Source organism: Methylobacillus draconifructus (assembly GCF_045984355.1).
Lineage (GTDB): Bacteria > Pseudomonadota > Gammaproteobacteria > Burkholderiales > Methylophilaceae > Methylobacillus > Methylobacillus flagellatus_A.
The window spans coordinates 24,570-48,348 of record NZ_JBJQII010000005.1 but is presented as its reverse complement, the minus strand read 5'-3'; the positions used below and the strand labels follow the sequence as shown (position 1 = coordinate 48,348).

General features: G+C 58.3%; 18 protein-coding genes. 10 read left to right on the top strand and 8 right to left on the bottom strand.

Annotated elements, in window-relative coordinates; all coding sequences use genetic code 11:
• Window positions 1–12 precede the first annotated feature (12 nt).
• Both ACJSDX_RS11405 and glgC read right to left on the bottom strand, forming a co-directional pair.
• Window positions 13–1,761 (bottom strand): glycoside hydrolase family 57 protein, encoded by a 1,749-nt coding sequence (locus tag ACJSDX_RS11405; protein ID WP_407994789.1) that lies wholly within the window; start codon window positions 1,759–1,761, stop codon window positions 13–15.
• A 59-nt stretch (window positions 1,762–1,820) separates the two neighbouring features.
• Window positions 1,821–3,104, bottom strand: coding sequence for a glucose-1-phosphate adenylyltransferase (glgC, locus tag ACJSDX_RS11400; RefSeq protein WP_407994788.1), 1,284 nt, complete (start codon window positions 3,102–3,104; stop codon window positions 1,821–1,823).
• 195 nt (window positions 3,105–3,299) lie between these two features.
• Between glgC and glgB the strand changes: the two genes are divergently transcribed.
• Window positions 3,300–5,477 carry a 1,4-alpha-glucan branching protein GlgB gene (glgB, locus tag ACJSDX_RS11395; protein WP_407995000.1) on the top strand — a complete coding sequence of 726 codons (2,178 nt, stop codon included), beginning with the start codon at window positions 3,300–3,302 and terminating at the stop codon, window positions 5,475–5,477.
• 204 nt (window positions 5,478–5,681) lie between these two features.
• Window positions 5,682–6,053 (top strand): hypothetical protein, encoded by a 372-nt coding sequence (locus ACJSDX_RS11390; RefSeq protein WP_407994787.1) that lies wholly within the window; start codon window positions 5,682–5,684, stop codon window positions 6,051–6,053.
• Here the strand turns inward: ACJSDX_RS11390 and ACJSDX_RS11385 are convergent.
• The gene (locus ACJSDX_RS11385) at window positions 6,050–6,640 is read right to left on the bottom strand and encodes a LysE family translocator (RefSeq protein ID WP_407994786.1); all 591 of its coding nucleotides are present in this window, start codon (window positions 6,638–6,640) and stop codon (window positions 6,050–6,052) included. The genes ACJSDX_RS11390 and ACJSDX_RS11385 overlap by 4 nt on opposite strands.
• 178 nt (window positions 6,641–6,818) lie before the next feature.
• On the opposite strand from ACJSDX_RS11385, the gene ACJSDX_RS11380 reads away from it, so the two are divergent.
• Together ACJSDX_RS11380 and ACJSDX_RS11375 are read left to right on the top strand one after the other, a co-directional pair.
• Window positions 6,819–7,580, top strand: coding sequence for a lipopolysaccharide kinase InaA family protein (locus ACJSDX_RS11380; RefSeq protein WP_407994785.1), 762 nt, complete (start codon window positions 6,819–6,821; stop codon window positions 7,578–7,580).
• A 334-nt stretch (window positions 7,581–7,914) separates the two neighbouring features.
• Entirely contained in the window at window positions 7,915–8,484 is a 570-nt protein-coding gene (locus ACJSDX_RS11375) for a manganese efflux pump MntP (RefSeq protein WP_407994784.1), read from the top strand.
• Here the strand turns inward: ACJSDX_RS11375 and ACJSDX_RS11370 are convergent.
• Complete coding sequence (locus tag ACJSDX_RS11370; protein ID WP_407994783.1) at window positions 8,481–9,116, bottom strand: TetR family transcriptional regulator; 636 nt, start codon at window positions 9,114–9,116, stop codon at window positions 8,481–8,483. The two genes, ACJSDX_RS11375 and ACJSDX_RS11370, sit on opposite strands and share 4 nt — an antisense overlap.
• Window positions 9,117–9,266: 150 nt before the next feature.
• Here ACJSDX_RS11370 and ACJSDX_RS11365 point away from each other — a divergent pair, with 150 nt between their 5' ends.
• The 4 genes from ACJSDX_RS11365 to ribA all read left to right on the top strand — a co-directional run bounded on the left by ACJSDX_RS11365 (window position 9,267) and on the right by ribA (window position 15,981).
• Complete coding sequence (locus ACJSDX_RS11365; protein WP_407994782.1) at window positions 9,267–10,418, top strand: MexX/AxyX family multidrug efflux RND transporter periplasmic adaptor subunit; 1,152 nt, start codon at window positions 9,267–9,269, stop codon at window positions 10,416–10,418.
• A gap of 21 nt (window positions 10,419–10,439) precedes the next feature.
• Entirely contained in the window at window positions 10,440–13,553 is a 3,114-nt protein-coding gene (locus ACJSDX_RS11360; RefSeq protein ID WP_407994781.1) for a multidrug efflux RND transporter permease subunit, read from the top strand.
• Window positions 13,550–14,935, top strand: coding sequence for an efflux transporter outer membrane subunit (locus ACJSDX_RS11355; protein ID WP_407994780.1), 1,386 nt, complete (start codon window positions 13,550–13,552; stop codon window positions 14,933–14,935). The genes ACJSDX_RS11360 and ACJSDX_RS11355 overlap by 4 nt, the downstream gene beginning before the upstream one ends.
• Before the next feature lie 416 nt (window positions 14,936–15,351).
• Window positions 15,352–15,981, top strand: coding sequence for a GTP cyclohydrolase II (ribA, locus tag ACJSDX_RS11350; RefSeq protein ID WP_407994779.1), 630 nt, complete (start codon window positions 15,352–15,354; stop codon window positions 15,979–15,981).
• A 64-nt stretch (window positions 15,982–16,045) separates the two neighbouring features.
• Here the strand turns inward: ribA and ACJSDX_RS11345 are convergent, their stop codons facing one another.
• The 4 genes from ACJSDX_RS11345 to ACJSDX_RS11330 form a co-directional block, all read right to left on the bottom strand.
• Entirely contained in the window at window positions 16,046–16,285 is a 240-nt protein-coding gene (locus ACJSDX_RS11345) for a hypothetical protein (RefSeq protein ID WP_309565186.1), read from the bottom strand.
• Window positions 16,286–16,379: 94 nt separating this feature from the next.
• Entirely contained in the window at window positions 16,380–19,907 is a 3,528-nt protein-coding gene (locus ACJSDX_RS11340; protein ID WP_407994778.1) for a DUF748 domain-containing protein, read from the bottom strand.
• Between the two features lie 188 nt (window positions 19,908–20,095).
• Window positions 20,096–20,686 carry a YceI family protein gene (locus ACJSDX_RS11335; RefSeq protein ID WP_407994777.1) on the bottom strand — a complete coding sequence of 197 codons (591 nt, stop codon included), beginning with the start codon at window positions 20,684–20,686 and terminating at the stop codon, window positions 20,096–20,098.
• A 35-nt stretch (window positions 20,687–20,721) separates the two neighbouring features.
• Window positions 20,722–21,663: a M14 family metallopeptidase gene (locus ACJSDX_RS11330; RefSeq protein ID WP_407994776.1), complete on the bottom strand. Its 942-nt coding sequence runs from the start codon at window positions 21,661–21,663 to the stop codon at window positions 20,722–20,724.
• A 257-nt stretch (window positions 21,664–21,920) separates the two neighbouring features.
• Here ACJSDX_RS11330 and ACJSDX_RS11325 point away from each other — a divergent pair, with 257 nt between their 5' ends.
• Window positions 21,921–22,436, top strand: a complete 516-nt coding sequence (locus ACJSDX_RS11325) for an RNA polymerase sigma factor (RefSeq protein ID WP_407994775.1) — start codon at window positions 21,921–21,923, stop codon at window positions 22,434–22,436.
• Window positions 22,437–22,482: 46 nt separating this feature from the next.
• Complete coding sequence (locus ACJSDX_RS11320; RefSeq protein ID WP_407994774.1) at window positions 22,483–23,529, top strand: FecR family protein; 1,047 nt, start codon at window positions 22,483–22,485, stop codon at window positions 23,527–23,529.
• Window positions 23,530–23,779 lie beyond the last annotated feature (250 nt).

Genomic DNA, 23,779 nt, shown 5'->3' with positions numbered 1-23,779 from the left:
TTAAATTGAGTGTTAAATCGACGATTCCACGGCCTGGCCGCGACGCATGGTGCCGGCATTGGCTGCAGTGGCGTCTTCCGAGCCGCTGCTGATGGCCTGTCCCACGCTTCCCGGCGCCTCCAGCTTGAGCAGGCTGTAGAGGTTGGCTAGGTTGCGGCGGAATAATTGGTCGAAGCTGCTCACGCTCAATGCCGAGTTGTAGTCGCCGAACCACCAGAACCAGTCCGATCCCTCGCAGATCGCCAATTGCCTGCTTGCGGCCTCGACCTCGGCATCGCTCAGCTTCCCTTCCTGCATCACGGCGTCGAATGCCTCCTTGGCTTCGCACAGCAGGTCCCAGCCCCGGTTCTTGTCGGTGCTGCCTATCCAGGTGCTGAAGCTGCCGTAGACCCAGCTGCCCGCCGCTATTGCCGGCAATTCGCCCATCGGCAGGCGGGAACCGGGTTTGAGAGATTGGGCAGCCAGCTCGCTCGGCGTGACCATGATGATGTTTTCGTGCCGGCTTAACGCCGCATAGAGCTGGCTCAGGAAGTAGTAGCCATTGTAGGGATAGTATTCCCAGGCATTTTCGCCGTCGAGAATGATGCTGACCACGGGCGACTGATCGCTAGTGTTCTGGGCATGGATATGTTCAAGGCTGCCGATAAAATCCGCCACGGCGTTATCCGCATGCTGGTTGGCATATTCGAAGCCGATCTTGTCCGACAGGTGGTCGTCGCGGAAAAAGCAGATGATGTGGTCCTTGCCATTGCTGACGCGGTAAGGCTTGTACAGGTATTCATGGCGCGGCGGCAGTTCGCTGGCGTCGAATGACTTGTACAAGCTGTTGGCCAGCACCCCTTCGCCTGTCGCGGCCCACTGCACGCCATGCTCGGCCAGCAAGGTCAGCGCCTCGTGCGACACTGCGCCTTCCGCAGGCCACATGCCGATGGGCGGTTTGCCGAACCGGCGCCGGTGCGAAGCCTGCGCCTCCTCGATATGAACCTTGGCACGCTGCTTGCCGTTCGGATAGTGCTGACTATGCGGCAATGGCGCGTATGGCATGGCGTCGCGCGTGGAACGGAAGTCCAGCAGCAACGGTAGGATGGGATGGTAATGCGGCGTGGTGGAAATCTCGATCTGCCCTGCCGACTCAAGCGCGCGATAACGCGGGATCAGGTTGCGGATCAGGTCGGCAATCACATTGAACAGGGTTTGCCTGTCCTCCAGGGTGAACTGGCTGCCCTTGCTCATGAGCGCCTGCACTTCCGGGTGGCTGCGCCTCACGCTCTCCCCGGTCCAGGCCAGGTGATACCACACGATCAGGTCGGCCATGTATTGGCCCGACAGGTAATTGAACATGCTCTTGCCGTACGGCTCGAGCTTGACGTACATGTTGTAAAGACACTGGTAATGCTGGAATGGCGCGAGCATTTTTTCATGGTGGCCCTTGAAGCAGCTGTGCAGGATCAGGCAGCGCTCATCCTGCGTCAGTGCCTTCATGTCCCGCTTGGCGAGCAGCGCCAGCAACGGGTCACGGATGTCGCCGCTGTCGAACTGTTCGACATAATCCTCCAACTGATCCAGCAGCACCGGCACGAAATTGAAGCTCACCCGCGCATCCGGATTGTTTTCCAGGTGGTAAGCCATGTCGGTGTAATCCTTGACGGCGTGCAGGTAAGTCCATGGCAACACGTATTCGCCGCTGAGGATGTCGCGGTAATCCGGCTGGTGCATGTGCCAATACAAATTGAGATACAGTTTTGGAAGCGATGCAGTCATATCTACCTTTACCTGAATAAAGCGTTGATCATGCTGCCCGATCTGCGCCGGGTTGAAAGTCAGCGTATATAGTGCAGGTTCTGCCCCAGCATGTCGGGCGTCACTAGCACCACGCCTTGCTCCGAGACATGAAAGCGCTTGCGGTCCAGCTCCAGGTTGACGCCTATCTCCATGCCGTCCGGTATGCGTGCACCGTTATCCACCACGACGCGCCGCAATGTCACATGCCGTCCGATATCGACCTTGGGCAGGATCACGGACTGCTCGATGCTGCTGTAGCTATTCACCCTGACATCTGAAAACAGCACGGAGTTTCTGACGCTGGCCCCGCTGACGATGCAACCGCCCGAAATCAGCGAATCTGTCGCCTGCCCGCGGCGCTCCTCATTGTCGAATACGAACTTGGCGGGCGGCAGTTGCTCCTGGTAAGTCCAGATCGGCCATTGCCTGTCATAGAGGTTCAGCTCGGGGACGACCTTGGTCAACTCCATGTTCGCTTCCCAATAAGCATCTACCGTACCAACGTCCCGCCAGTAATAGTTGCCGTCGGCCGCGCCTACGCAGCTGTCGGTGAAGCGATGGGCGTACACGCGGTACTTCTTGATCAGGTAGGGAATGATGTCATGCCCGAAATCGTGCGCGGACTTTGGATCATCCGCGTCGCGGATCAACTGCTCGTAAAGAAAAGCCGCGTTGAATACATAGATCCCCATACTCGCCAGCGCATGGTCGGGATCTTCCGGCAGGCTGGTCGGGTTGGCGGGCTTTTCCTCGAAGTCCACCACCCTGTCGTTCTCGTCCACGCCCATGACGCCGAAGGCGCTGGCCTCCTTGAGCGGGACGTTGATGCAGGCAACGGTCATGTCCGCCTTGTTGCGCACATGGGCGGCCAACATCTGGCCGTAATCCATCTTGTAGACATGGTCGCCGGCAAGGATCAGGACAAATTCGGCGCTGGTCTGGCGCAGAATATCCAGGTTCTGGAACACGGCGTCGGCGGTTCCCTTGTACCATTCCTCCTGTATGCGCTGCTGCGCCGGCAGCAGCTCGACGAACTCGTTGAACTCGCCGCGCAGGAAGCCCCAGCCGCGTTGGATATGTTGGATCAGCGTGTGCGCCTTGTACTGGGTGACCACCCCGATGCGGCGTACGCCGGAATTGATGCAGTTGGATAACGGGAAATCAATGATGCGGAATTTGCCGCCGAACGGCACTGCCGGCTTGGCCGTCCAGTTGGTCAAGTCCCTGAGGCGGCTGCCTTTGCCTCCGGCGAGGATGAGGGCTACCGTATTCTTGGTCAAGGTGCTGACAAAACGAGAAGAACTCAATTCATGCTGCTGCATTTTTGCCCCTCCTGATTTATAGTTTGGTCATATATCTTGTAACAACAGAGTGCGAACCGGGCCTATTCGCAATAGTCTTACTCTGTAGAACCATTATAGGCACGAAGTTTCCTACTAAGCTATAGGCAATTGACTGGAAAAGCGCTTCCCGCCTAGTTGTTCGGGAACTTACCATCTACAGAACACTGGGAACTTATTTTGACGAAACCAAAGCAAGACCCTCAATTCACTCACATCCTCAATGCCCGCCATCATGATCCTTTCGCGTATCTTGGCCTGCACCAGGACGGCAAGCAGTACGTCCAGCGCATATTCCAGCCGTTCGCAGAAAAAGCCTGGCTGCAGACCGCAACCGGCTGGGAACCGCTGCAGCGCAGCCACGAGGCCGGCCTGTTCGAATGGCAAGGCGGCACGCCGCCTCCTGTGCCATGCCGCATCAGGCTGGAGGAAGAAGGACGCAGCCGGGAAACCTATGACGCCTACTCATTCTGGACCGCCCTGTCGCCGGATGAGCTGTACCTGTTCGGCGAAGGCAGGCTGAAACAGGCTTATCGCACTTTCGGGGCCCATCTTTGCGAACAACAAGGCGTGCACGGGGTGCGCTTCGTGGTATGGGCGCCCAACGCGGAACGCGTCAGCGTTGTCGGCAGCTTCAACCACTGGGATGGCCGCATACACCAGATGCGCGTGCACGGCAGCAGCGGCGTATGGGAAATCTTCATCCCCGGGCTGACCAGCAGCGACCTTTACAAGTTCGAGATCCGCAACCGCCACAGCGGCCAGATCCTGACCAAGACCGACCCCTATGGCTTCAGCTTTGAACAACGGCCCGGCACGGCAGCCAAAGTCACGGCAAACGGCCATTACGCCTGGCAGGATGCGCAATGGCTGGAGAAACGCGCCCAGGCCGACTGGCTGCATGCGCCCTTCAATTGCTACGAGGTCCACCTTGGCTCATGGCGCCGCAATGCTGATGGCGAATTCCTGACCTATCGCGAGCTCGCACACCAACTCGTGCCCTACGTGCAGGAAATGGGCTACACCCATATCGAGTTGCTGCCCATTTCCGAGCACCCGCTCAATGAATCATGGGGCTACCAGACAACGGGATATTTCGCCGTCACCAACCGGTTCGGCAGCCCGGATGACCTGCGCTACCTCATCGACCATTGCCACCAGTCCGGCATCGGCGTCCTCCTGGATTGGGTTCCGGGCCACTTCCCCAAGGACGATTGGGCATTGGCGCGTTTCGACGGCTCGGCACTGTTCGAGCACGAGGATCCGCGGCTGGGCGAACACCAGGACTGGGGCACATACATCTTCAACTATGGCCGCAACGAGGTGCGCAACTTCCTGCTGGCCAGCGCGCATTACTGGCTGGCGGAGTTCCATATTGACGGGCTGCGGGTGGACGCCGTGGCGTCCATGCTCTACCTCGACTACTCCCGCAAGGCAGGCGAATGGCTGCCGAACCGGCATGGCGGGCGTGAGAACCTGGAAGCCATCGATTTCCTCAAACAGCTCAACATCATGGTGCATGAGGATTTCCCGGGCGCATTGACGGTGGCGGAAGAGTCGACTTCCTGGCCCATGATTTCACGCCCTGTTTACCTTGGCGGGCTGGGCTTTTCCATGAAATGGAACATGGGATGGATGAATGACACGCTCTCCTATATGGAGCACGATCCCATCCACCGGCGCTTCCACCACGACAAACTGACGTTCGGCCAGCTCTATGCCTATAGTGAGAACTTCGTCCTGCCCTTCTCGCACGATGAGGTCGTTCATGGCAAGCGGTCCCTGCTGGACAAGATGCCAGGGGATACCTGGCAGAAGTTCGCCAATCTGCGCCTGCTCGTCACTTACCAAATGACGCTTTCCGGCAAGAAGCTCAACTTCATGGGCAACGAACTGGCCCAGGGACGCGAATGGAACGTCAACAGCAGCCTGGATTGGCAACTGCTTGATTCGCACTGGCACCAGGGCGTGCAGCGCCTGAACCGGGACTTATCCAACCTGTACCGCCAACTGCCTGCCCTGCATGACCTCGATTTCGATTCCCACGGGTTCGAATGGGTGGACTGCAGCGATAGCGACCAATCCATCATCAACTACTTGCGCCGGGCGCGGGACGGCAGTTTTGTGCTGGTGCTGCTCAACTTCACTCCTGTTCTGCGCAGCGGCTACCGTGTCGGCGTACCCCAGGCCAGGCATTACCGGGAAATCTTCAATAGCGATGCCGAATATTACGGTGGAAGCAACCAGGGCAACGGCAACGGCCTGCAGACCGAAGCACAGCCATGGATGGGTCACCCGCAATCCCTCGTGGTCACCATTCCGCCCTTGGGGGGCGTCATTATTCAGCCAGGCTAACCTGCGTAGAGCAACTGACAAAACGCTGTGAAGCGATGCTGGCTAGGCGGTCTGCCGCAGGCGGCGCAAATGGCACGGCAAGGTAGAGCAACAGTTTTGTCAACCGCGCTCTTAATGCCGAGCTTAAATATCTCTCTCGAGCACGTCCGTGAACGTGCTTGAAATGATATATTCACGCATTGCCATTGACCTCCCCCCCCCCAGATGAGTGAATACAGTGCCCTGGCCAGGCGATATGTTTATTCAAGCTTCTTCGTGTTGCTTGTTGGCTATGTTTTTCCGATGCTCGCTTTATTCATGACGGATATCGCCGCCGATCCGTATGTGTTTTTCACGGGTTTAGGTTTCATGATCTTGTGCACGGCGGTTTCCATGGGCATGAATTTCATCACCGACCGCTACATCTTTGATATCAAATCGTTAAAAAAGGAAGACAAAAGCCATTTCCGGCTACGTTTCCTCAAACGCCACCATCACCTGTTGCGCTTGCACCAGGCGACGGACTTCCTGAGCATCATGAACCTTTTGCTCAGCCCCGTCCTCTTCTACTACGTATCGCATCTCCATGGCCTTTAGCTGGCCAGGATAGGATAAATCGACGCAAGTAAGAGCAGCGCAGTGGCCCAGTTGAACGTCCGCATCCTGCCTGGCTGGGAAAGGATGCGGCGCAGCCCCACGCCGAATCCAGCCCATGCGCCAACGCAAGGGAAGTTCACTAGCATGAACACCACGCTCAAGGCCGCGACATCAGCCATGCTCGATGGATGCGGCAAATACGCAGTCAATGCAGCGACGGCCATGACCCATGCTTTAGGATTGACCCACTGAAACGCAGCGGCCTGCAGAAAACTGAATGGTTTTCCCAGTGTTTTTGTCGTGCCGTTCACCTCAGCCGTTGGAGCCGTCGCAATCTTGAGCGCAAGCCAGCAGAGGTAAGTAGCGCCCACATACTTCATCAATGCATGCAGGAAAGGATAACGCTCGAACAGGCTTTGCGCGCCCAAACCGATGAGCAAGACCATCAGGCCGAACCCGATGCTGATGCCCAGCAGATGCGGTAACGACCGCCTGAAGCCGTAGTTCAAGCCCGATGACATGATCATCAGGTTATTCGGGCCTGGCGTAATCGAGGACACCGTCGCAAACACAATCAAGCTCAGCATCAATTCCAACGAAAAATGAAACATGTTCAATACGCGCCGTCTATAACTGTTGTATTTATGTCAGCATAGTTGCATTTTTCACAAAAAACTTCACTTCCCGCTCCCCTTCCTAGCACTGATTTACTACATTTATAAGTATCATTGATGAAATATTGATGACAACACCAATTAGCCACTTATGCCATACCGCAAGCGTGCCGCTACTCCCGAACTGGATTTCGAATCCCTCTGGAACTATGCTGGAGAATGGTTCGAGGCGCCCAACCAACACCGCCAGGGATGGAGCGGCGTCAGCCGCATCCCATTCAGCAATGCGGGTGGAAACGCGCCGTTTTACGCCTTCCTCAAGCGTCAGCATAACTTCATGCGCAGGACATGGCGCCACCCGTGGCATGGCGTATCTACCTTTTACTGCGAATACCAGAACCTGCTCCAGCTTTCCCGGCGAGGCGTTCCGGTGCCGGCACCGCTGTTCTTCTCCGAGAAAAAGGAGGGAAACGACGTCGATGCCGTGCTGCTCACCGCCGAACTGGTCGGCTTTTCCCCGCTGGACCGGTTCGCTGCCGAGATTTTCAATGCAAACGTCAGCGTCGCCAGGCAGCGCAAACTCGTTGCATCGGTCGCGCATACGGTGGCAAAGCTGCATTCGGCGCGCTTCCAGCACCGCGCCCTCTACCCCAAGCATATTTTCGTCAAGGAAACATCCGGCGGCAATTTCGAGAGCATGCTGATCGATTTGGAGAAGGCGCGAATCAAGCTGCTACCGGTGCTACGCACCTTGCAGGACCTCGCCACGCTCAATCGCGACCTCATGCACCTTAGCCGCACGACCCGCTTGTATTTTCTCAAGCAATACTATGGCGTCGATAAGCTCAATACGCCGATGAAATGGATCGCCAGGCAGATACAGGCGCGTTCCGAGCGCAAAAAGAAAAGCTAAGCTATTTGGCGTTTCAGAGCGCAATCCACATCAGCCTCGGAACGGTTTCGGCCACATATGCAATCCAGGCCGGAATCGCGCGGGCAGACTCATGCGCGGCATCTGAAGCCCGGGACAAAAGCCTGCAAAGCTTCGTCAGCCTGGATGATTTATAGTAAAATGCGCTTATCTTTAGGGAGTAGCCTGCTTCTTTCCGAAGCGCCCGCATCAACATAATCGGCTTCTGTCGTGGTGCGGGTAGCCATTCTGGTTGGCGAGACTAATGGATGCCAGTACGTTCCGGTTGGGCGGTCTGGCGGCCATTTGATCGCGCCCAACCCCACGCAATGAATCCATGAATATCGTTTCTATCCTTTTTCTGGCATTGGCCATGTCGGCCGATGCGTTTGCCGCTGCAATCGGCAAGGGTGCGATGCTGCATCGGCCGCGCCTGCTGGAGGCTTTGCGCACAGGCCTGATTTTTGGCGTCATCGAGGCGATTACTCCGTTGGTCGGCTGGAGCCTGGGACGCGTGGCCGCGGACTACGTCACGGCCTGGGATCACTGGATCGCCTTCAGCATCCTTTCCATCCTGGGTATACGCATGATCTGGTCGGGCCTGAAGCCCGAGGGCGAAGTGATCGAGAAGCCCCGCAGCCATTCCTTCATACTGCTCGCGATGACGGCATTGGGCACCAGCATCGATGCGATGAGCGTAGGCGTCAGCCTGGCCTTCCTGGATGTCGACATCGTGCCGGTGGCGTTTGCCATCGGCATCGTGACCTGCATCATGGTAAGCGCGGGCGTCATGCTGGGCCGTGTGCTCGGCTCGGCCTCAAAGCACACGGTGGAGATCCTCGGCGGGCTGATCCTGATCGGGATCGGCAGCCTGATTCTTTACAAGCATCTCTACGGCGCAGGTTAGCCCGTAGCCTTCTTGCGCAGCTCCTGCGCCGTCTTGAAGGCGACAAAACCGGCGCGGTAAAGCGCCTCGGCCACTTGCCAGCGATCCTGCTTGACGCGGTTGGCCCAGAACAAGGTGCTGTAGATGCCGTCGAACAGAGAGAACAGGTAGAGATTGGCAAGATTGACGTCGATGTCCTCGGGCAACTCGCCGCTGGCAACCGCTTCGCGGATCAGTTTCTCCGTATCCGCACGGCACTGTATCTCCCACCGGTCGCGGATTTCCAGCAGAGGCAGGTTGTCCTCGTTGGTATCGCACTGCACGTAGAGAATCTGCAATACGCGCTGCACCGAGCCTGGTTCGCCGCAGAGCTTGAGGAAATACATGCCCTCCTGGTAAAGCGTTTCCAGTGCGGAGAGCGCAGGCTTGCGCTCCGGCGTCGCAGCCAAGGCGAATGCGCGCTCGCACATGGCGATCGCCAGTTCGATCTTGTTTTCGAAATGCCCATAGACCGCTCCGCGCGATACACCCGCCGCATCGGCGATATCGGACATGGTGGCGTAACTGATGCCGCGCTCGAGAATGACGCGCTCGGCGGCATCCAGAATGCTGGAGCGCGTCCGCAGGGAGTCTTCTTTCGTTTTTCTAGCCACAGGCACTCCATTTAACACTAGCTATGCATTCCGGCATTATAACCAAAATTTAATTAATCAGTCATGATTGATTATGATATAGTGCATGAAAATTTAAACGCTGAATCAATTCCAGCTACCATTCCATCTTACTCTTCATTGAGCACGCCTATGTCATCAGGATTATTTGGACGCAGCACGCCATGGCTGCTCGCGTCATTCATGCTTGGCCTCACCGCATGCAGCCAGGAACAACAAGCAGAAAATGCTGATATTCCGGAAGTCGAAGTGTACGTCACCCGCGTCGCTGCGACACCTATCGAAGCCTCCGTACCCGGCCGTTTGGAGGCCTATCGCCAGGCGGAAGTACGCGCGCGCGTTGCGGGCATCGTCACCGAGCGCTTATACCAGGAAGGCCAGGAGGTGAAGAAAGGCACGCCCTTGTTCCTGATCAACCCCGAGCTATTGACTGCCGCACGCGACCAGGCGGCCGGCACTCTGGCAAGCGCGGAAGCCAACCACCGCAATGCGCTGGACAAACTCGAACGCTACCGCGACCTTGCCAGCGACCACTCCGTGAGCGAGCGCGACTACCAGGCGGCAGCGGCAGAGGAATTGCAGGCCAAGGCGCAAGTGCTGACAGCCAAGGCGCAACTGGACAAGGCCAAGTTGGATCTTGGGTACGCCAGGGTCGCCTCCCCGATCGACGGGCGCGCGCGCCGGGCCATGGTCACCGAAGGAGCCCTAGTGGGGCTTGACTCCCCCACTCCCCTCACCACGGTTGAGCAGATCGACCCGATCTACGTCAATTTCTCACAGCCGGCGACAGAAGTCATGGCGCTGCAGCGCGCCATCAAGAGCGGCAAGATGAAAGGCATGGCGCAAAACAGCATCGAGGTGAAACTGGTATTCCCGGACGGGTCTGAATATGCGCACCCCGGCAAGCTGTTCTTCTCCGACCTGGCTGTGGACAGCAATACCGATACCGTGGCCATGCGCGCCTTGTTCATCAACCCGGAGCGCGAATTGCTGCCGGGCGCCTATGTGCAGGTCAAACTGAAACAGGCAGAAAACCCTTCATCCGTCCTCGTGCCGCGCGACGCCCTGATCCGCACGGCGGAGTCGAGCACCGTCATGGTCGTGGACGAGCAGGAGCAAGTGCAAGCCATCCCCGTCCAAGCGCCTGCGATGCTGGACGGACTTTGGGTCATCACCAGCGGCCTCAAGGGCGGCGAGCGCGTGATCGTCACCAACCCGGCCATGATGGCGCCCGGCACCAAGGTCAAGGTGCGTGACGGCGAAAAAACCGCCGACCGGCCTTAATTACTGATGGATTGAGAGTTCATGGCTCGATTTTTTATTGAACGCCCGGTCTTCGCCTGGGTGATTTCCCTGCTGATCATCCTGGCTGGCCTGCTGGCCATCCGCGGATTGCCTATCGCGCAATACCCCGACATTGCACCGCCCGTGGTGAATATTGCCGCCAGCTATCCCGGCGCTTCGGCAAAAGTCATCGAGGAATCGGTCACCGCCATCATCGAACGCGAGATGAATGGCGCCCCCGGCCTGATGTACATTTCAGCAACCAGCAGCCCGGGCACCGCCTCCCTCAGCCTGACTTTCCGCCAGGGCACCAACGCGGACCTGGCGGCGGTGGAAGTGCAGAACCGCCTGAAGACGGTGGAGGCACGCCTGCCGGAAGTGGTGCGCCGCAACGGCATTTTCATCGAGAAATCCGCCGACAGCATCCAACTGATCGTTTCCCTCACTTCCGAAGGCAACCGCCTGACCGAGATCGAGCTGGGCGAGCTTGCCTCGGCCAATGTGCTGCAGGCCCTGCGCCGGGTGGAAGGCGTCGGCAAGGTGCAGTTGTGGAGCCCGGAATATGCGATGCGCATCTGGCCCGACCCTGCCAAATTGACGGCGATGAACCTCACGGCTTCCGATGTCTCTTCCGCGATCCGTAGCCACAATGCCCGCGTCACGGTGGGCGACCTGGGGAACCGGGCGGTACCCGACCATGCGCCCATCAGCGCTAATGTCATTTCCGACAGCGCCCTAACGACGCCGGAAGACTTCGAGCGCATCCCGCTGCGCACCAAGGCCGACGGCTCGGCCATCCTGCTCAAGGATGTCGCGCGGGTCGAATATGGCGGCAGCGACTACTCCTTCGTCTCCCGGGTCAATGGCAACAATGCAGCCGGCATGGCCGTCAAGATGGCGCCCGGCTCCAATGCCGTCGCCACGGTCAAACGCATCCGCGCCACCATGGACGAACTGGTGCGCTACCTGCCGGCAGGCGTGGAATACCAGATTCCCTACGACACCTCGGCCTTCGTCGAAATCTCGATCGAGAAAGTGGTCAGCACCTTGTTCGAGGCCATCGTGCTGGTGTTCCTGGTCATGTTCCTGTTCATGCAGAACCTGCGCGCCACCTTGATCCCCACCATCGTGGTGCCGATCGCGCTGCTGGGCACCTTTGCCGTGATGTATGCGGCGGGCTTTTCCATCAACGTACTGACCATGTTCGGCATGGTGCTGGCGATCGGCATCGTGGTGGACGACGCCATTGTGGTGGTGGAAAACGTCGAGCGCATCATGGCGGAGGAAGGCCTTTCCCCTTTCCATGCCACGATCAAGGCCATGCGCCAGATCAGCGGCGCGATTATCGGCATTACGGTAGTACTGGTTTCCGTATTCGTTCCTATGGCGTTCTTCAGCGGCGCGGTAGGCAACATCTACCGCCAGTTCTCGATGTCGCTGGCGGTATCCATCGCATTCTCGGCATTTTTGGCGCTCTCGCTGACCCCGGCCCTGTGCGCTACGTTGCTGAAACCGATTGCGCAGAATCACCATGAAAAACGCGGCTTCTTCGGCTGGTTCAACCGGGCCTTCGCCGCCCTCACCGGCCGTTACCAGAAACGCGTCGCCGGCATCATCAAGCGCCCGCTGCGCTGGTTGCTCGTGTACGGAACCATCATCGCGGTCGTGGCCTTCATGTTCGTGCGCCTGCCGACGGCGTTCCTGCCCGACGAGGACCAGGGCGATTTCATGATCACGGTATTGCTGCCTGCAGGCGCCACCATGCATGAAACCATGGGCACATTGGCGCAAATCGCACATTACCTGAACGAGAACGAGCCGGTGAAATACGTCTACGAAGTCGGCGGCTTCAGCTTCTACGGCACCGGCTCCAACAGCGGCATGATCTTCGCCACCCTCAAGGACTGGAAAGAGCGCAAGTATGCCGAGCATCACGTCAAGGCGATCGTAGACCGCGTCAACATGCAGTTCATGGGCATGAAGAACACCATGGTCTTCGCGATCAACACTCCGCCCCTGCCCGAGCTGGGCTCCTCCAATGGCTTTGACCTGCGGCTGCAAGACCGCGGTTCGGCAGGCTACCAGGCATTCCTGGCGGCCAAGGACCAGCTGATGGCCCAAGGCATGCAGAGCCCGGTGCTGACCAACCTCATGTTCGCCGGCCTGCCCGAGGCAGCCCTGGTGAGCCTGGATATAGACCGGCGCAAGGCCGAGACGCTGGGCGTGAGCATGGATGAAATCAACGTCACGCTCGCCTCCATGTTCGGCTCCGACTATATCGGCGACTTCATGCACGGCAACCAGGTGCGCCGTGTCGTCATGCAGGCCGACGGCAAGGACAGGCTGGAGCTCGAGGACATCCGCAAGCTCAGGGTGCGCAGCAGCAACGGCAACCTGGTGCCCTTGTCCTCGCTCGTGAATCTGGAATGGATATCCGGCCCGCCGCAGCTCACGCGCTACAACGGCTACCCATCCTTCACCATCAACGGCAGCGCCGCCCCCGGCTACAGCAGCGGCGACGCCATGCAGGCGATTGAAAACATCGCGCGCAGCCTGCCCCGCACCATCGGCTACGACTGGTCCGGCCAATCGCTGGAGGAACGAAGCTCGGGAGCACAGGCGCCCTTGCTGTTCGGCCTGTCGGTGCTGATCGTCTTCCTTGCATTGGCGGCATTGTATGAAAGCTGGCTGATCCCATTGGCCGTAATCCTGGTGGTGCCATTGGGCGTACTCGGCGCGCTGCTGGGCGTAACCTTGCGCGAAATGCCCAACGATATCTACTTCAAGGTCGGGCTGATCGCGACCATCGGCCTTTCCGCCAAGAATGCGATCCTGATCGTGGAAGTCGCCAAGGACCTCTATGCCGACGGCATGGGCCTGCTCGAGGCGACACTGGAGGCTGCCCGCCTGCGTTTGCGCCCTATCGTGATGACGTCGCTGGCCTTCGGCGTAGGGGTGTTGCCGCTGGCGATTGCAACGGGCGCCGCCTCAGGCGCGCAGTCTGCGATCGGCACCAGCGTGCTGGGCGGCATCATCACCGCCACCCTGCTCGCCATATTCCTCGTCCCCTTGTTTTTTGCCGTGATCGGCCGCTACATCAAGCGCTCGCAGCATCATGTGCAGGAGCCTGCATGAACACTCCGTTGAAACCCGCCACCGTCGCCATCAGCCTGCTATTGGGCGCCTGCTCGCTCAATCCGCCATACAGCAGGCCGGAAGCCCCGATCCCGGCGCAATATCCCGCAGCCGGGAGCGAGGCCGCATCACAGCCCGCAAGCTGGCAGGAATATTTCACCGACCCCGAGCTGCAGCGCTTGATCAATATTGCGCTGGCCAACAACCGCGACTTGCGCATCACCGCACTGCGCATCGAGGAAGCCCGGTCCCAGTACGGCATCCAGCGCGCAGACCGCCTGCCCTCCATCGACGCCACCGCGAGCTACGAGCGCAGCAAGATGATCTTTGCCCGCGGCCAGTCTTTCGATGTCGATATGTATCGCGTGGGAGTCGGCATCAGCGGCTTCGAGCTGGACTTTTTCGGCAGGGTCAAGAGCCTGGCCGCCGCCGCGCTGGAAGACTACTTCGCCACGCAGGAAGCCCAGCAGACCGCGCGCACCAGCCTGATCGCCGAGGTTGCCGCGTCCTATATCAATGTCCGCGCCCTGGCCGAGCGCCTGGCCCTGGCGAAGGAGACCGAGAACGCGCGCAACCTGGCGTACTCGCGCATCCTGCGCCGCCAGCAGGCAGGCCTGGACAACGCTCTGGACCTCAAGACCGCGGAAATGCAGCTGGAAACCGCCCAGGCCAGCATTGCCGCCTTGCAGCGCGAATATGCCCAGGCAGTGAACTCGCTGCAATTGTTGGCCGGACAGCCGGGACTCGCCCTTGCGGCGGCGCACGGGTCGCTGGACCAGCAGGAGTTCAGCCCCTTGCCGGCAGGCCTGCCTTCCAGCCTGTTGGAAAGGCGTCCCGACATCCGCGCGGCGGAACACAAGCTCAAGGCGGCCAATGCCAACATCGGCGCGGCCAGGGCGGCTTTCTTCCCGCGCATCCAGCTCACCACCAATATCGGCCTGGTCAATGAACACCTGACCAACCTATTCTCCGGCAGCAGCGACAAGGCCTGGGCCTTCACTCCGCAACTGACCCTGCCCATATTTAACTATGGCCGCAACCAATCCAACCTTGACCTTGCCCGCGTGCGCAAGGAAATCACCATCGTGGAATACGAAAAAGCGATCCAGACCGCATTCAGCGAAGTCTCGGATGTGCTGCTAAGCCGTGAGCAGATCGAGGCGCAGATCGCCTCGCAAACGCGGGTGGCCAATGCAGACCGCGAACGCTTGCGCCTGGCGATACGCCGTTACGACAAGGGCGTTGCCAATTACCTGGAATTGCTCGATGCGCAACGCAGCCTGTTCGACTCGGAGCAACAGCTAGTCCAGCTCAAGCAATTGGCCCTGACGAACAGCATCAACCTGTTCAAGGTGCTGGGCGGCGAATGGCAGCCTTCCTGAGAAACCGCCCCTGCCAACAAAACATGGCTGGCATTTCTGCGATAGACGCCTGCTGGCAGGCCAGCAGGCATTCCTCATCTTGCTTTTTCATCAGCAAGCTATTACTTTAATTTTAAAATATAACTTATTGAAAAATAATATTTAGATGATGCATGAATTATTGCCACAACAACCAGGTGCAGACGGCGCGCCTCCTGAGCGTAAGCCGCAATATCGTGCGGGCGAGGCTGATCAAGATGGGCGCGATTTCCGCATTGAAATGACGGAGGTCCAAGGATATTCGCCACATGCCGGAACCAGCCGGCGCAATACTAGACCGCCCAACAAAACGGCAACAAACCCTGGCGTCATGGGCAGATTTACTTTAATCTGCCTGTCTGCGTTTCGCAGCAGCATTCAACCATTGCATTACCCATATGAGCACGATCAGTAAAATTTCTTCATCCACCCTGCCCACCAAGTACGGTCAATTCATCATCCATGTCTATCACGACGTGCAAACCGGCCAGGAGCATGTCGCCCTGGTGGCAGGCCATGTGCTCAACAATGAGAACGTGCTGGTACGCGTGCATTCCGAATGCCTGACGGGCGACATCTTCTCCTCCAACCGTTGCGATTGCGGCGAACAGCTGGTATTGGCGCAGAGCATGATCGCGGAAGCCGGCCAGGGCGTGCTGCTTTACCTCAAGGGGCACGAGGGGCGCGGCATCGGCCTTGCCAACAAGATCCATGCCTATGCGTTGCAGGACCAGGGGCTGGATACCGTCGACGCCAACCTGCACCTCGGCCTGCCGATCGACCAGCGCAGCTATACCGCCGCAGTGGATATACTCAAGGACCTGGGCGTGCACTCCCTGCGCCTGATGACCAACAACCCGGAGAAAGTCTCCAGTTTGCAACAGGCCGGCCTGGCCATCAATGAGCGTATTCCGCTGGTGATCCAGCCCAACCAGGACAACCTGCAATACCTGCTGACCAAGCGCGACAAGCTAGGCCATTTCTTCGCGCAGACGGAAATGCAAAGTCCCGACTTCGGCGAACTTTGAGCTTGTAGGCCTTAGGCCAGAAAAATATAAAAAAAAGAGCGGGTTAACCGCTCTTTTTGTTTGATCAGTTGAAATTCCGCTTCACGTGATGCAGGTGATAGCCGTGTTGCTCGATATCCTTGATGATCAGGCCGGCATCATAGTGCAAGTGGCGCTGTTCCTTGTCCACTTCCACATCCGCGGTCTGGTGGATCAGCTTGGCATAATCCGGATCGGGCACGTCCACCTTGGAAATATCGGCCCCTGCCCTGACCGAGATGTACTTGTTGTTACTGGTCGCACTTTTATAGATATCCACTTTCATGATGATCTCCATCTGGTTGATATTACAAAGTATTCAAAGGTACAACAGTCCGTATCTCCTTATGACCGCAATATGCCGCAGAAGTGCGATCCGCCTAATCCCTCCGCGCCGCGCCCAACTCCAGCGGCATCTTCACCTCGCCGTCATCGCTGGACTGCTTGTTCAAGGGCTTCACCTGCAATTTGCCGGCATCGAGCGCCACTGTCTCGAGCAGGTATCGCTGGACCACTTCCTGGCGCGCGTTGCCCAAGGCTTCGAGCCATGAAGGCTCGAGCTTGGCCTGCTTGTTCAACGCATCCAGCAATTTGCCGTAGTAAACCGCTTCATCCTTTTCCGCCTTGACGGCATCCAATGCCTCCGGCGAGAGCTGCTCCTTGGCGAGCTTGTCGAGCGCGGACCTTGCCTTCCTGTTTGAAGTATCCACCGGGCCCGGCTTTTCGCCAGGCTGCAACTTGATGCCCATCTTGGCGGCGACCTGGTTGCGCACGAACTGCTCCTGCAAGGCACGCCCGTCCGCCTTTTCGTCAACCACGGGAGCCACCTGCAATACCAGGGCTGGCCGCTTTGCCAACGCCTCGCTGATCACCTTGAGTTTTTCCTGCTCCGGCGGCGCAAGCTCGGCGCTGCCGGGGTCGAACGCCAATGCCTCCAGCTTGTCGGAACTGATGCCGAGCAGGTTGCCCAACGCCCGGAACGGCGAAGTCACCAGCTTGCCGAGCACGTTCACGATCGCCTTCCACACCACCTTGCCGTAGCTGAATTCGGGGTCGTCCAGGCTGCCTGACACCGGCAAGTCCAGGTCGATAATGCCGCTGCTGTCTTCCAGCAATGCGATCGCCAGGTCCAGCGGCAGGTTCACCGCGTCCTCGCTATCCACCTTCTCTCCCAGCTTGAGCTTGTTGACGACGAACTTGTTTTCTCCCGCGAGCTGGCGGTTCTTGATCTTGTATTCGAGATCGACCGACAGCTTGCCGGAGTCTATCCGCCGCCCGGCGAACTTGCCGGAATACGGCGTCAGGCGGTTCATCTCCAGGTTGCGGAATATCAGCTTGAGGTCGGTGAATTCCGTTGCCTGGAACGGCTGCACGGAACCGCGAATCCGCGCCGAGCCGTAATCGTCGACCTTGCCGTCCAACTCCACCTGGGCCGTCGTGCTTGGATTGGTTGACATGCCGTTGATCACGCCGGACAAGGTGTTGATATGGGTGCCGAATTGCGGCGTGAGCGAGAGATCGGCGAATTCGAGGTTGGCATTGTCGATGCGGATACGCTCAACCGCGACCGGGAGCGGGTCTGCGCCCTGTTCTGCGGGCTGGCTTGTAGATTGACTGGACGGCGGCGCAGCCTGGGCTGAAGCATCTGCCGGCTGCTCGCGCAGGATACGCTGGACGTTAAGCGTACGGTCTTCGTAAATGATGAACTTGCCGCGCGGCTCGGTTATCTTCAATTCGCCGATACGCAGGCTATCGGGCGCCAATGCCAGCCTAAGATTATTTGTGGATAGGCTGCGCCATCCCAGGAACGCCTGCCCGGTATCCTCTTCCACAATGTCCAGCTTGTCGGCGCTGAAGCCTCCCTTGTACTGCACCGCGAGCTTCTGGCCCTGCTTGAGGCTCAGGTTCCCTTGCGTGCTCAGCGCCCCGCTATTCAGCTTGAGCATGGCGAATTGGTTGACGTATGGCGCAAAAGGCTTGAGCGAGAAATCCGCGAGCTTAAGCTTGATGTCACCCTGCATGGGTTCCGGCGCCAGCTTGCCGCTGGCGTTGAAGCTACCGCCCTGCTTCACCTTGAATGCGAGACTTACAGGCACTGCCCGCTTGGTGTCGAGGCTCACATCCTTGACCTCCAGGCTGGCGTTTTCAATATCCAGCGCCACAGGGCTCTTCGTGCTTTTGTCGGTGAAGTGCAGGCCGGCGCCCTCGACGGCAAAACGCTTGAGGTCGAACGCCCAGGGAGCATCGTCCGTGACAGGCTTGGCCTGTGCCGCTTTGGGCTGGCTTTTCTGCGGCGTGGATGGCTGGGCAGGCTCCAGGATCGCTTGCCAATTGACCTGCTTGGCATCGCGCAGTACGTCCGCGCCCAGCCCCTTCAACACCACTGCCTCCAGGCCGGCCTTGCGCGCTCCGAGATCGACCTGCCCACCCTGTACGGAAAGGCTTTCCAGGCGTGCAACGGGTTTGCCGTTGGCGCCCGAGCGCACGGAAAACGGCCCGATATTACTTTGCAATTCGTCCACTCTGCTTTGCCCTTGCTCGCTGGCGAACTTGAGGTTGAGCGACAGGCTGTCAACGGCGACTTGCAGGGGCTGCTTGAAGGTTTCGTCCAGGTAGTCCAGCTTGAGGCCGTCGATGCTGGCCTGGTTCAAGTGGATATTCCACGGATTGTCTGCAGTACCAACATCAGCCTCGACTTCGGCAGGCGGCTCCTCGGATTGCTCCGAAGCTGTATGCAATTGCTGCCAATTCACACTGCCATCCCGTTGCCGCACCGCGTTCACTTCGCCCTGCGCAATATTGAAACTGCCGATATCCAGTTTATGCGCCTGCAGGTCAAGGGCGACATCTGTAACGGTCACGGAAGGCAACTCCAGCAACGGCTTGCCCTGCTGAGCCAGCTGGATGCCTTCGAGCACGAGCTTGAGCGCATCGAACTGCACCTGCGCCTGGTCTTGCATCTTGAACTGCAGGATCGGCAATTCGATCGACAGTTGTTTCAGCTCAAGCCGACCTTGCTGCGCTTGCGATTGCAGCAAGACGGCGGCCGCATCCTCCAGCGCCAGGCTAAAATTATTGATGGTGGCTTCAGGCTTGTCCTGCACCAGCGCGAACTGGTAATCCAGCCGCGTCTTTAGCTGGCCTGCCTCCAGCTTGACCGGCAACGCATCGGGCGGCAATACCTCGAGCAGCTTCGCCAGCTTCAGTCCCTCCAGCTCGACCTTGCCGCTGGAAACGACCGGGTTGAGGCCGAGCTCGCCTTTCCATTTGAGCGTGCCGCCCTGTTCGGGCAATTTCGCCAGGATGGCGTAATCGCCAAGGTCTTCCGGCAAGGTGGAAAACCCATCCAGCTCCAGCCCCAACGGCTCGAGCACCGCCCGGAAGGCCTCGGGACGGTTGCGGTCCACGTATTCGATATCCCCGCGCTCGATCAGGATATGATCCACGAGCAAGCGCGCCATACCTTCGCTCTTCTCTTCCTCCGGGTTTTCATTGAGCTTGGCGATCAATGCCGCCCAGTTGCTTTCGCCGCCGGGCAATACCTCGAAGCTCACATGCGGCGCGCTCAGCTGGATATCCTTGAGCCGCCATGCGAAACGGAACAGCCCGCTCAGTTCGAGGTCGGCATGCAGGCGCTCGAACCCTGCCAGCGAAGCGCCTTCCTTCGTCGTCAATTGCAATTGATCTACCGTCAATGCAATCCGCAGGGGGTCGTAATCGACCCGCTCTACTTTTAAGTGGCTCGCCAGCTTGTTTTCGGCAATCCACGGCAACAAGCGCTGGGCAATCGGGTTGACGGCGAAGTAGCCGAACAGCAGATAGGATATCCAGAACCCGAGCACCATGAGAAAAGGCAGGCTGGTCAACGCCCGCCAGGTTTTCTGCACCAGTATGTTTCTATCTGCCATCGGAAACCTCCTCGCCAGTCTGCTGGCTTATTGCTGTTAGCGCACTCTTTGATTAATGTCAGGCCGTCATGCCGAATTGAAAAGACTGACGAACCCCAATGAAAATATCCTGGCTAGGCGCTGTGTCAAAGGCAATATAAAGGTATAACAAGACAGAGCCGCAACGCCAGGAGAATTGATTACCCGCGCTAGTGCTTATGATCGAACACCAGGCTGAACGTCACCGGCACCACCGTGCTGATCGAAGGCAGCTGCGCCACTTCGCGCAGCTTATCCACTCCTTCGGTATACCCCAGCGCTGCGGCATCAAGCAATAGCGGCTCTATGGTGCTGACCAGCAAGCCCTGCTTGCCAAGGCCGACCACGCGCAAGCGGGCTTCCAGTGGAATGTTCTTGCCGTTGATGGCAAGCTGCAGCTTCACGGCCTCGATTTTGGCCTCGCCCGCAGCGGGCGCCTTGAATGCATTGACGGTATTCCCCGTGATATCGGCCTGGGGGAAGTTGGCGAGGTCGAACAGCATGGTCTTCATGCGCTCATCCCGGATCGGGATATTGGTGTTCACGCTGGCAAGCTTGATTGTCGCCTTGAAGGCGCCGTCCTGGCTGATCGTGCCTGCCAGCTGGTTGAAGCGGTGCGTCTCGCCAATGGTGTTTTTCTTGACTGATACAAAATTGAGGACAGACGCCTCGTTGTTCAACGCCCAGTCCGCCACGGCGCCCTGGGAAAACAGCAAGCCCATGCCCAGCAGGCTCGCAGCGAGTATAGAAAACTTATTCATCCTAACCTCCATCCATATACTATTGTTGTTCAATATCAAACCCGGTCGATCGCCTTGGCGAGGTAGAACCATTCGCTTCCCGGCTCGGCCCCGGGATTGGGAAACACGATGTGCACCGTTTCTGCCGCCCGGATTTCCTCCCCGTCATGGCGGGTCCCGATCAACGTCCCCGCATCGAGGCGCTCGAAGCTGCGCCATTCCTTCGCCAAGCGGTCTTCGGGATGATGCTTGTCCACGACCTCGAACAAGCGCAGGGTTTTCCTGTCCGGGGTTTCCTGCGGCTTGTGCTGGCCGCTCAATCCCAGCCACGCCAACGTATTCAGGATCGCCCGGTACGCGACTTCGGGCGCTGCAGCATCCTCATGCTGCCCGCACTCCAGGGTCAAACCATAGCCGCCCTGCGAGCGCATATATTCCGTGGTGCCCACGCCGTAGCGCACATCGGCGTCTTCTTGCCCAGCCTGGGCTTGCCGGTGGGCAACGCCGTTTGCATAAGTATCCAGCCAGCCGTCCACGAACAGCTTGACGCCCAGCCGCCGGGCCAGCGACTCTTCCTCGGCATCATGCTCGAAAGGCTCCAAGCTTCCCTGGTTATTCTTGGGCCCCAGCATGGCAAACGGTTCACCGGGAGTATGGAAGGAATGCAGGTCCAGCAATACGTCATGGCTCGCCAGCAACGGGCAGAGCCAATTGGCCACGTGGTCCTCAAACTGCTGCGGATCGTCTGTTGGGAATAACTTGCGATTGAGGTTGCGCTCGCCTGCCCGGGTGTATTGCGTACGCGCCAGCGGGTTGCAGACCGGCACGAATGTCACGCTACCCTCGACGATGCCGAGCGTGCCGCTCTCCAATTGGTCGACCACCCGGCGGATTGCCAGCGTGCCGCATGGCTCGTTGCCATGCACGCCGCCCAGCACGATCAGGCGCTTTCCTGGCTGCATCCCGCAGAAAGAAATGGACTCAAAGTGATGGCTCATGCCTGATTATCACCGCTTACGCCCTGTTTGCGCAATGTTGCCGCCGTTGATAAAAGCCATCCCCCGGATAAAGCCAGTTGGCTGTTTACAACCAATTGGCTGCAAACAGCCACCACATTTGCAACCAAAATCCGCTTTAAACAAAACAAGATATTGCTGCAATGCTATACAAATCACATCCTTACAAATAACTGACGCGCTAGGCCTGTTTATTGCTACCTATTCTCGCAAGGTCATCTTTTGTAGGGTAGATCAGCATGAGACTCACTCCAACATGGCATGGTATCGACTTACACTGGGCTTACTCAGATTTGCTGCCTACTATCTACCGTCACACCGGCTACCGTCGCACCGCCTGCGACGTGCTGCATGATGCGCTGATCCGGTTTGCCATCTCTAGCAATGCCGGGCGCATGGAACAACCTCATGCCTACCTGCGCACCATCGTTCGTAACCTGCTGGTCGATGGCTACAAGGACCAATCCCGCTTCCTGCCCTTGGTGGACGAAGAGATCGGCGCAAGCCATGAGCTGGAGCAGCCGGTGGCGCCCTCCACCGAACACCTGCTCGATATGCAGCAGAGGCTCTCCATCCTGCTCAACATCATCGACCACATGCCCGCACGCTGCAAGGAAGTGTTCGTGCTGTTCCGTATCGAGGGCCTGGCCCAACAGGAAATTGCCGAGAAACTGGGTATCTCCGTCAACATGGTGCAGAAACATATCATGCGCGCCATGCTAGACTTGCTCGAAGCAAAAGACCTGATCAATTAGCCATATCCAGGTAGCGCCTTTGCAGGCGCCGCCGCCAACCAAGAAAATGAGCCATAGCCCTGCACAACGGAACGCACGCCAAGCCGCCATCAAGTGGTTTGTCATCATGCAGGATGCCGACACCGAACATCCCGAGCGCAGCCGTTTTGAGGAATGGCTGCTTTCCCACCCTGCGCACCAACGTGCCTATCAGGAAGTATGCGCCTTATGGGAGGACCTGGATTCCTCCGACCGTTTGCTGCATCTTGAAAGCGCCATGCAGCAGAAAATCTTCATCGAGAAGACCGATCGCAGCAAAAAAATACGCACCGCCATCACCCAGACCCTGAGCGTAATATTTTTTGCTGCCATCGGCATCAGCGGCTATTACGGCTACGAGTCATGGCAGAACCAGCCCACCATGCACATGGCAGCCAGCACCGCAATCGGCCAGATCCGCTCCCAGGTACTGGAAGACGGCACCAAGCTCATGGTCAATGCCAATAGCGATATTGAAGTCACCTACACCCGCAAAGAACGCCGCGTCATCCTGAAACGCGGCGAAGCCAGTTTCGATGTCGCAAAGCACCCGGACCGTCCCTTCGTCGTGGACAGCGGCCTTGCACGGATCACCGTGCTGGGCACCCGGTTTGCCGTCAACAGATTCAGCAGCAAAGTGCGGATCAGCGTCGACCATGGCGTGGTGCGGATCGAGCCTCAGCAATATCTGACCACGGAAAAAACCGCCCCCAACCGCTATGCCGAGCACGTCTTGACGCTGCGAGACAACGAAGTGGCGGAAATCAACCTCAACGGCGAGGCCAAGCGCCTGCAACGCTCAGCGGAGGATGCCTTCAGCTTTGAGTACGGCACCATCACCTTCGACCAGGCCGGCCTGGAGGAAATCGCGGAAACCCTTTCCCGCTACCGTACTTTGCCGGTCAGCGCCGAGTTCGCCGCCCAACAGGACGTCAGCATCACTGCCGTCATCCAGTCTAAATATGTAGAGCGTTTCATCAAGGAGTTGCCTGTCATCGCTCCGGTCAAGGTCACCACGGAGGGCGACATGACCCTCCTGACACCAAAGAAAACCCAAGCCTCCCGTAAGCAATAGCATCTTGCGACACTGTTTCATACAGGCATCGCTCGTTTGCAAGATATAGGTCGGAACAAATCATCACGCATGAGCGGAGAATGTATTGGTACCTGCCCCTCTCTACTTTCAAGTCGCCATAAAAATATTTCCGAATTTTCATCACAGACATCAGGGTTTTGTTTCCCTGACGGTTATATCGGTAGTAAGACCGATTTTTCAGGAGAATTAAATTGGATATCTTCAAGCTCATGTACCGTATGGTGATCGC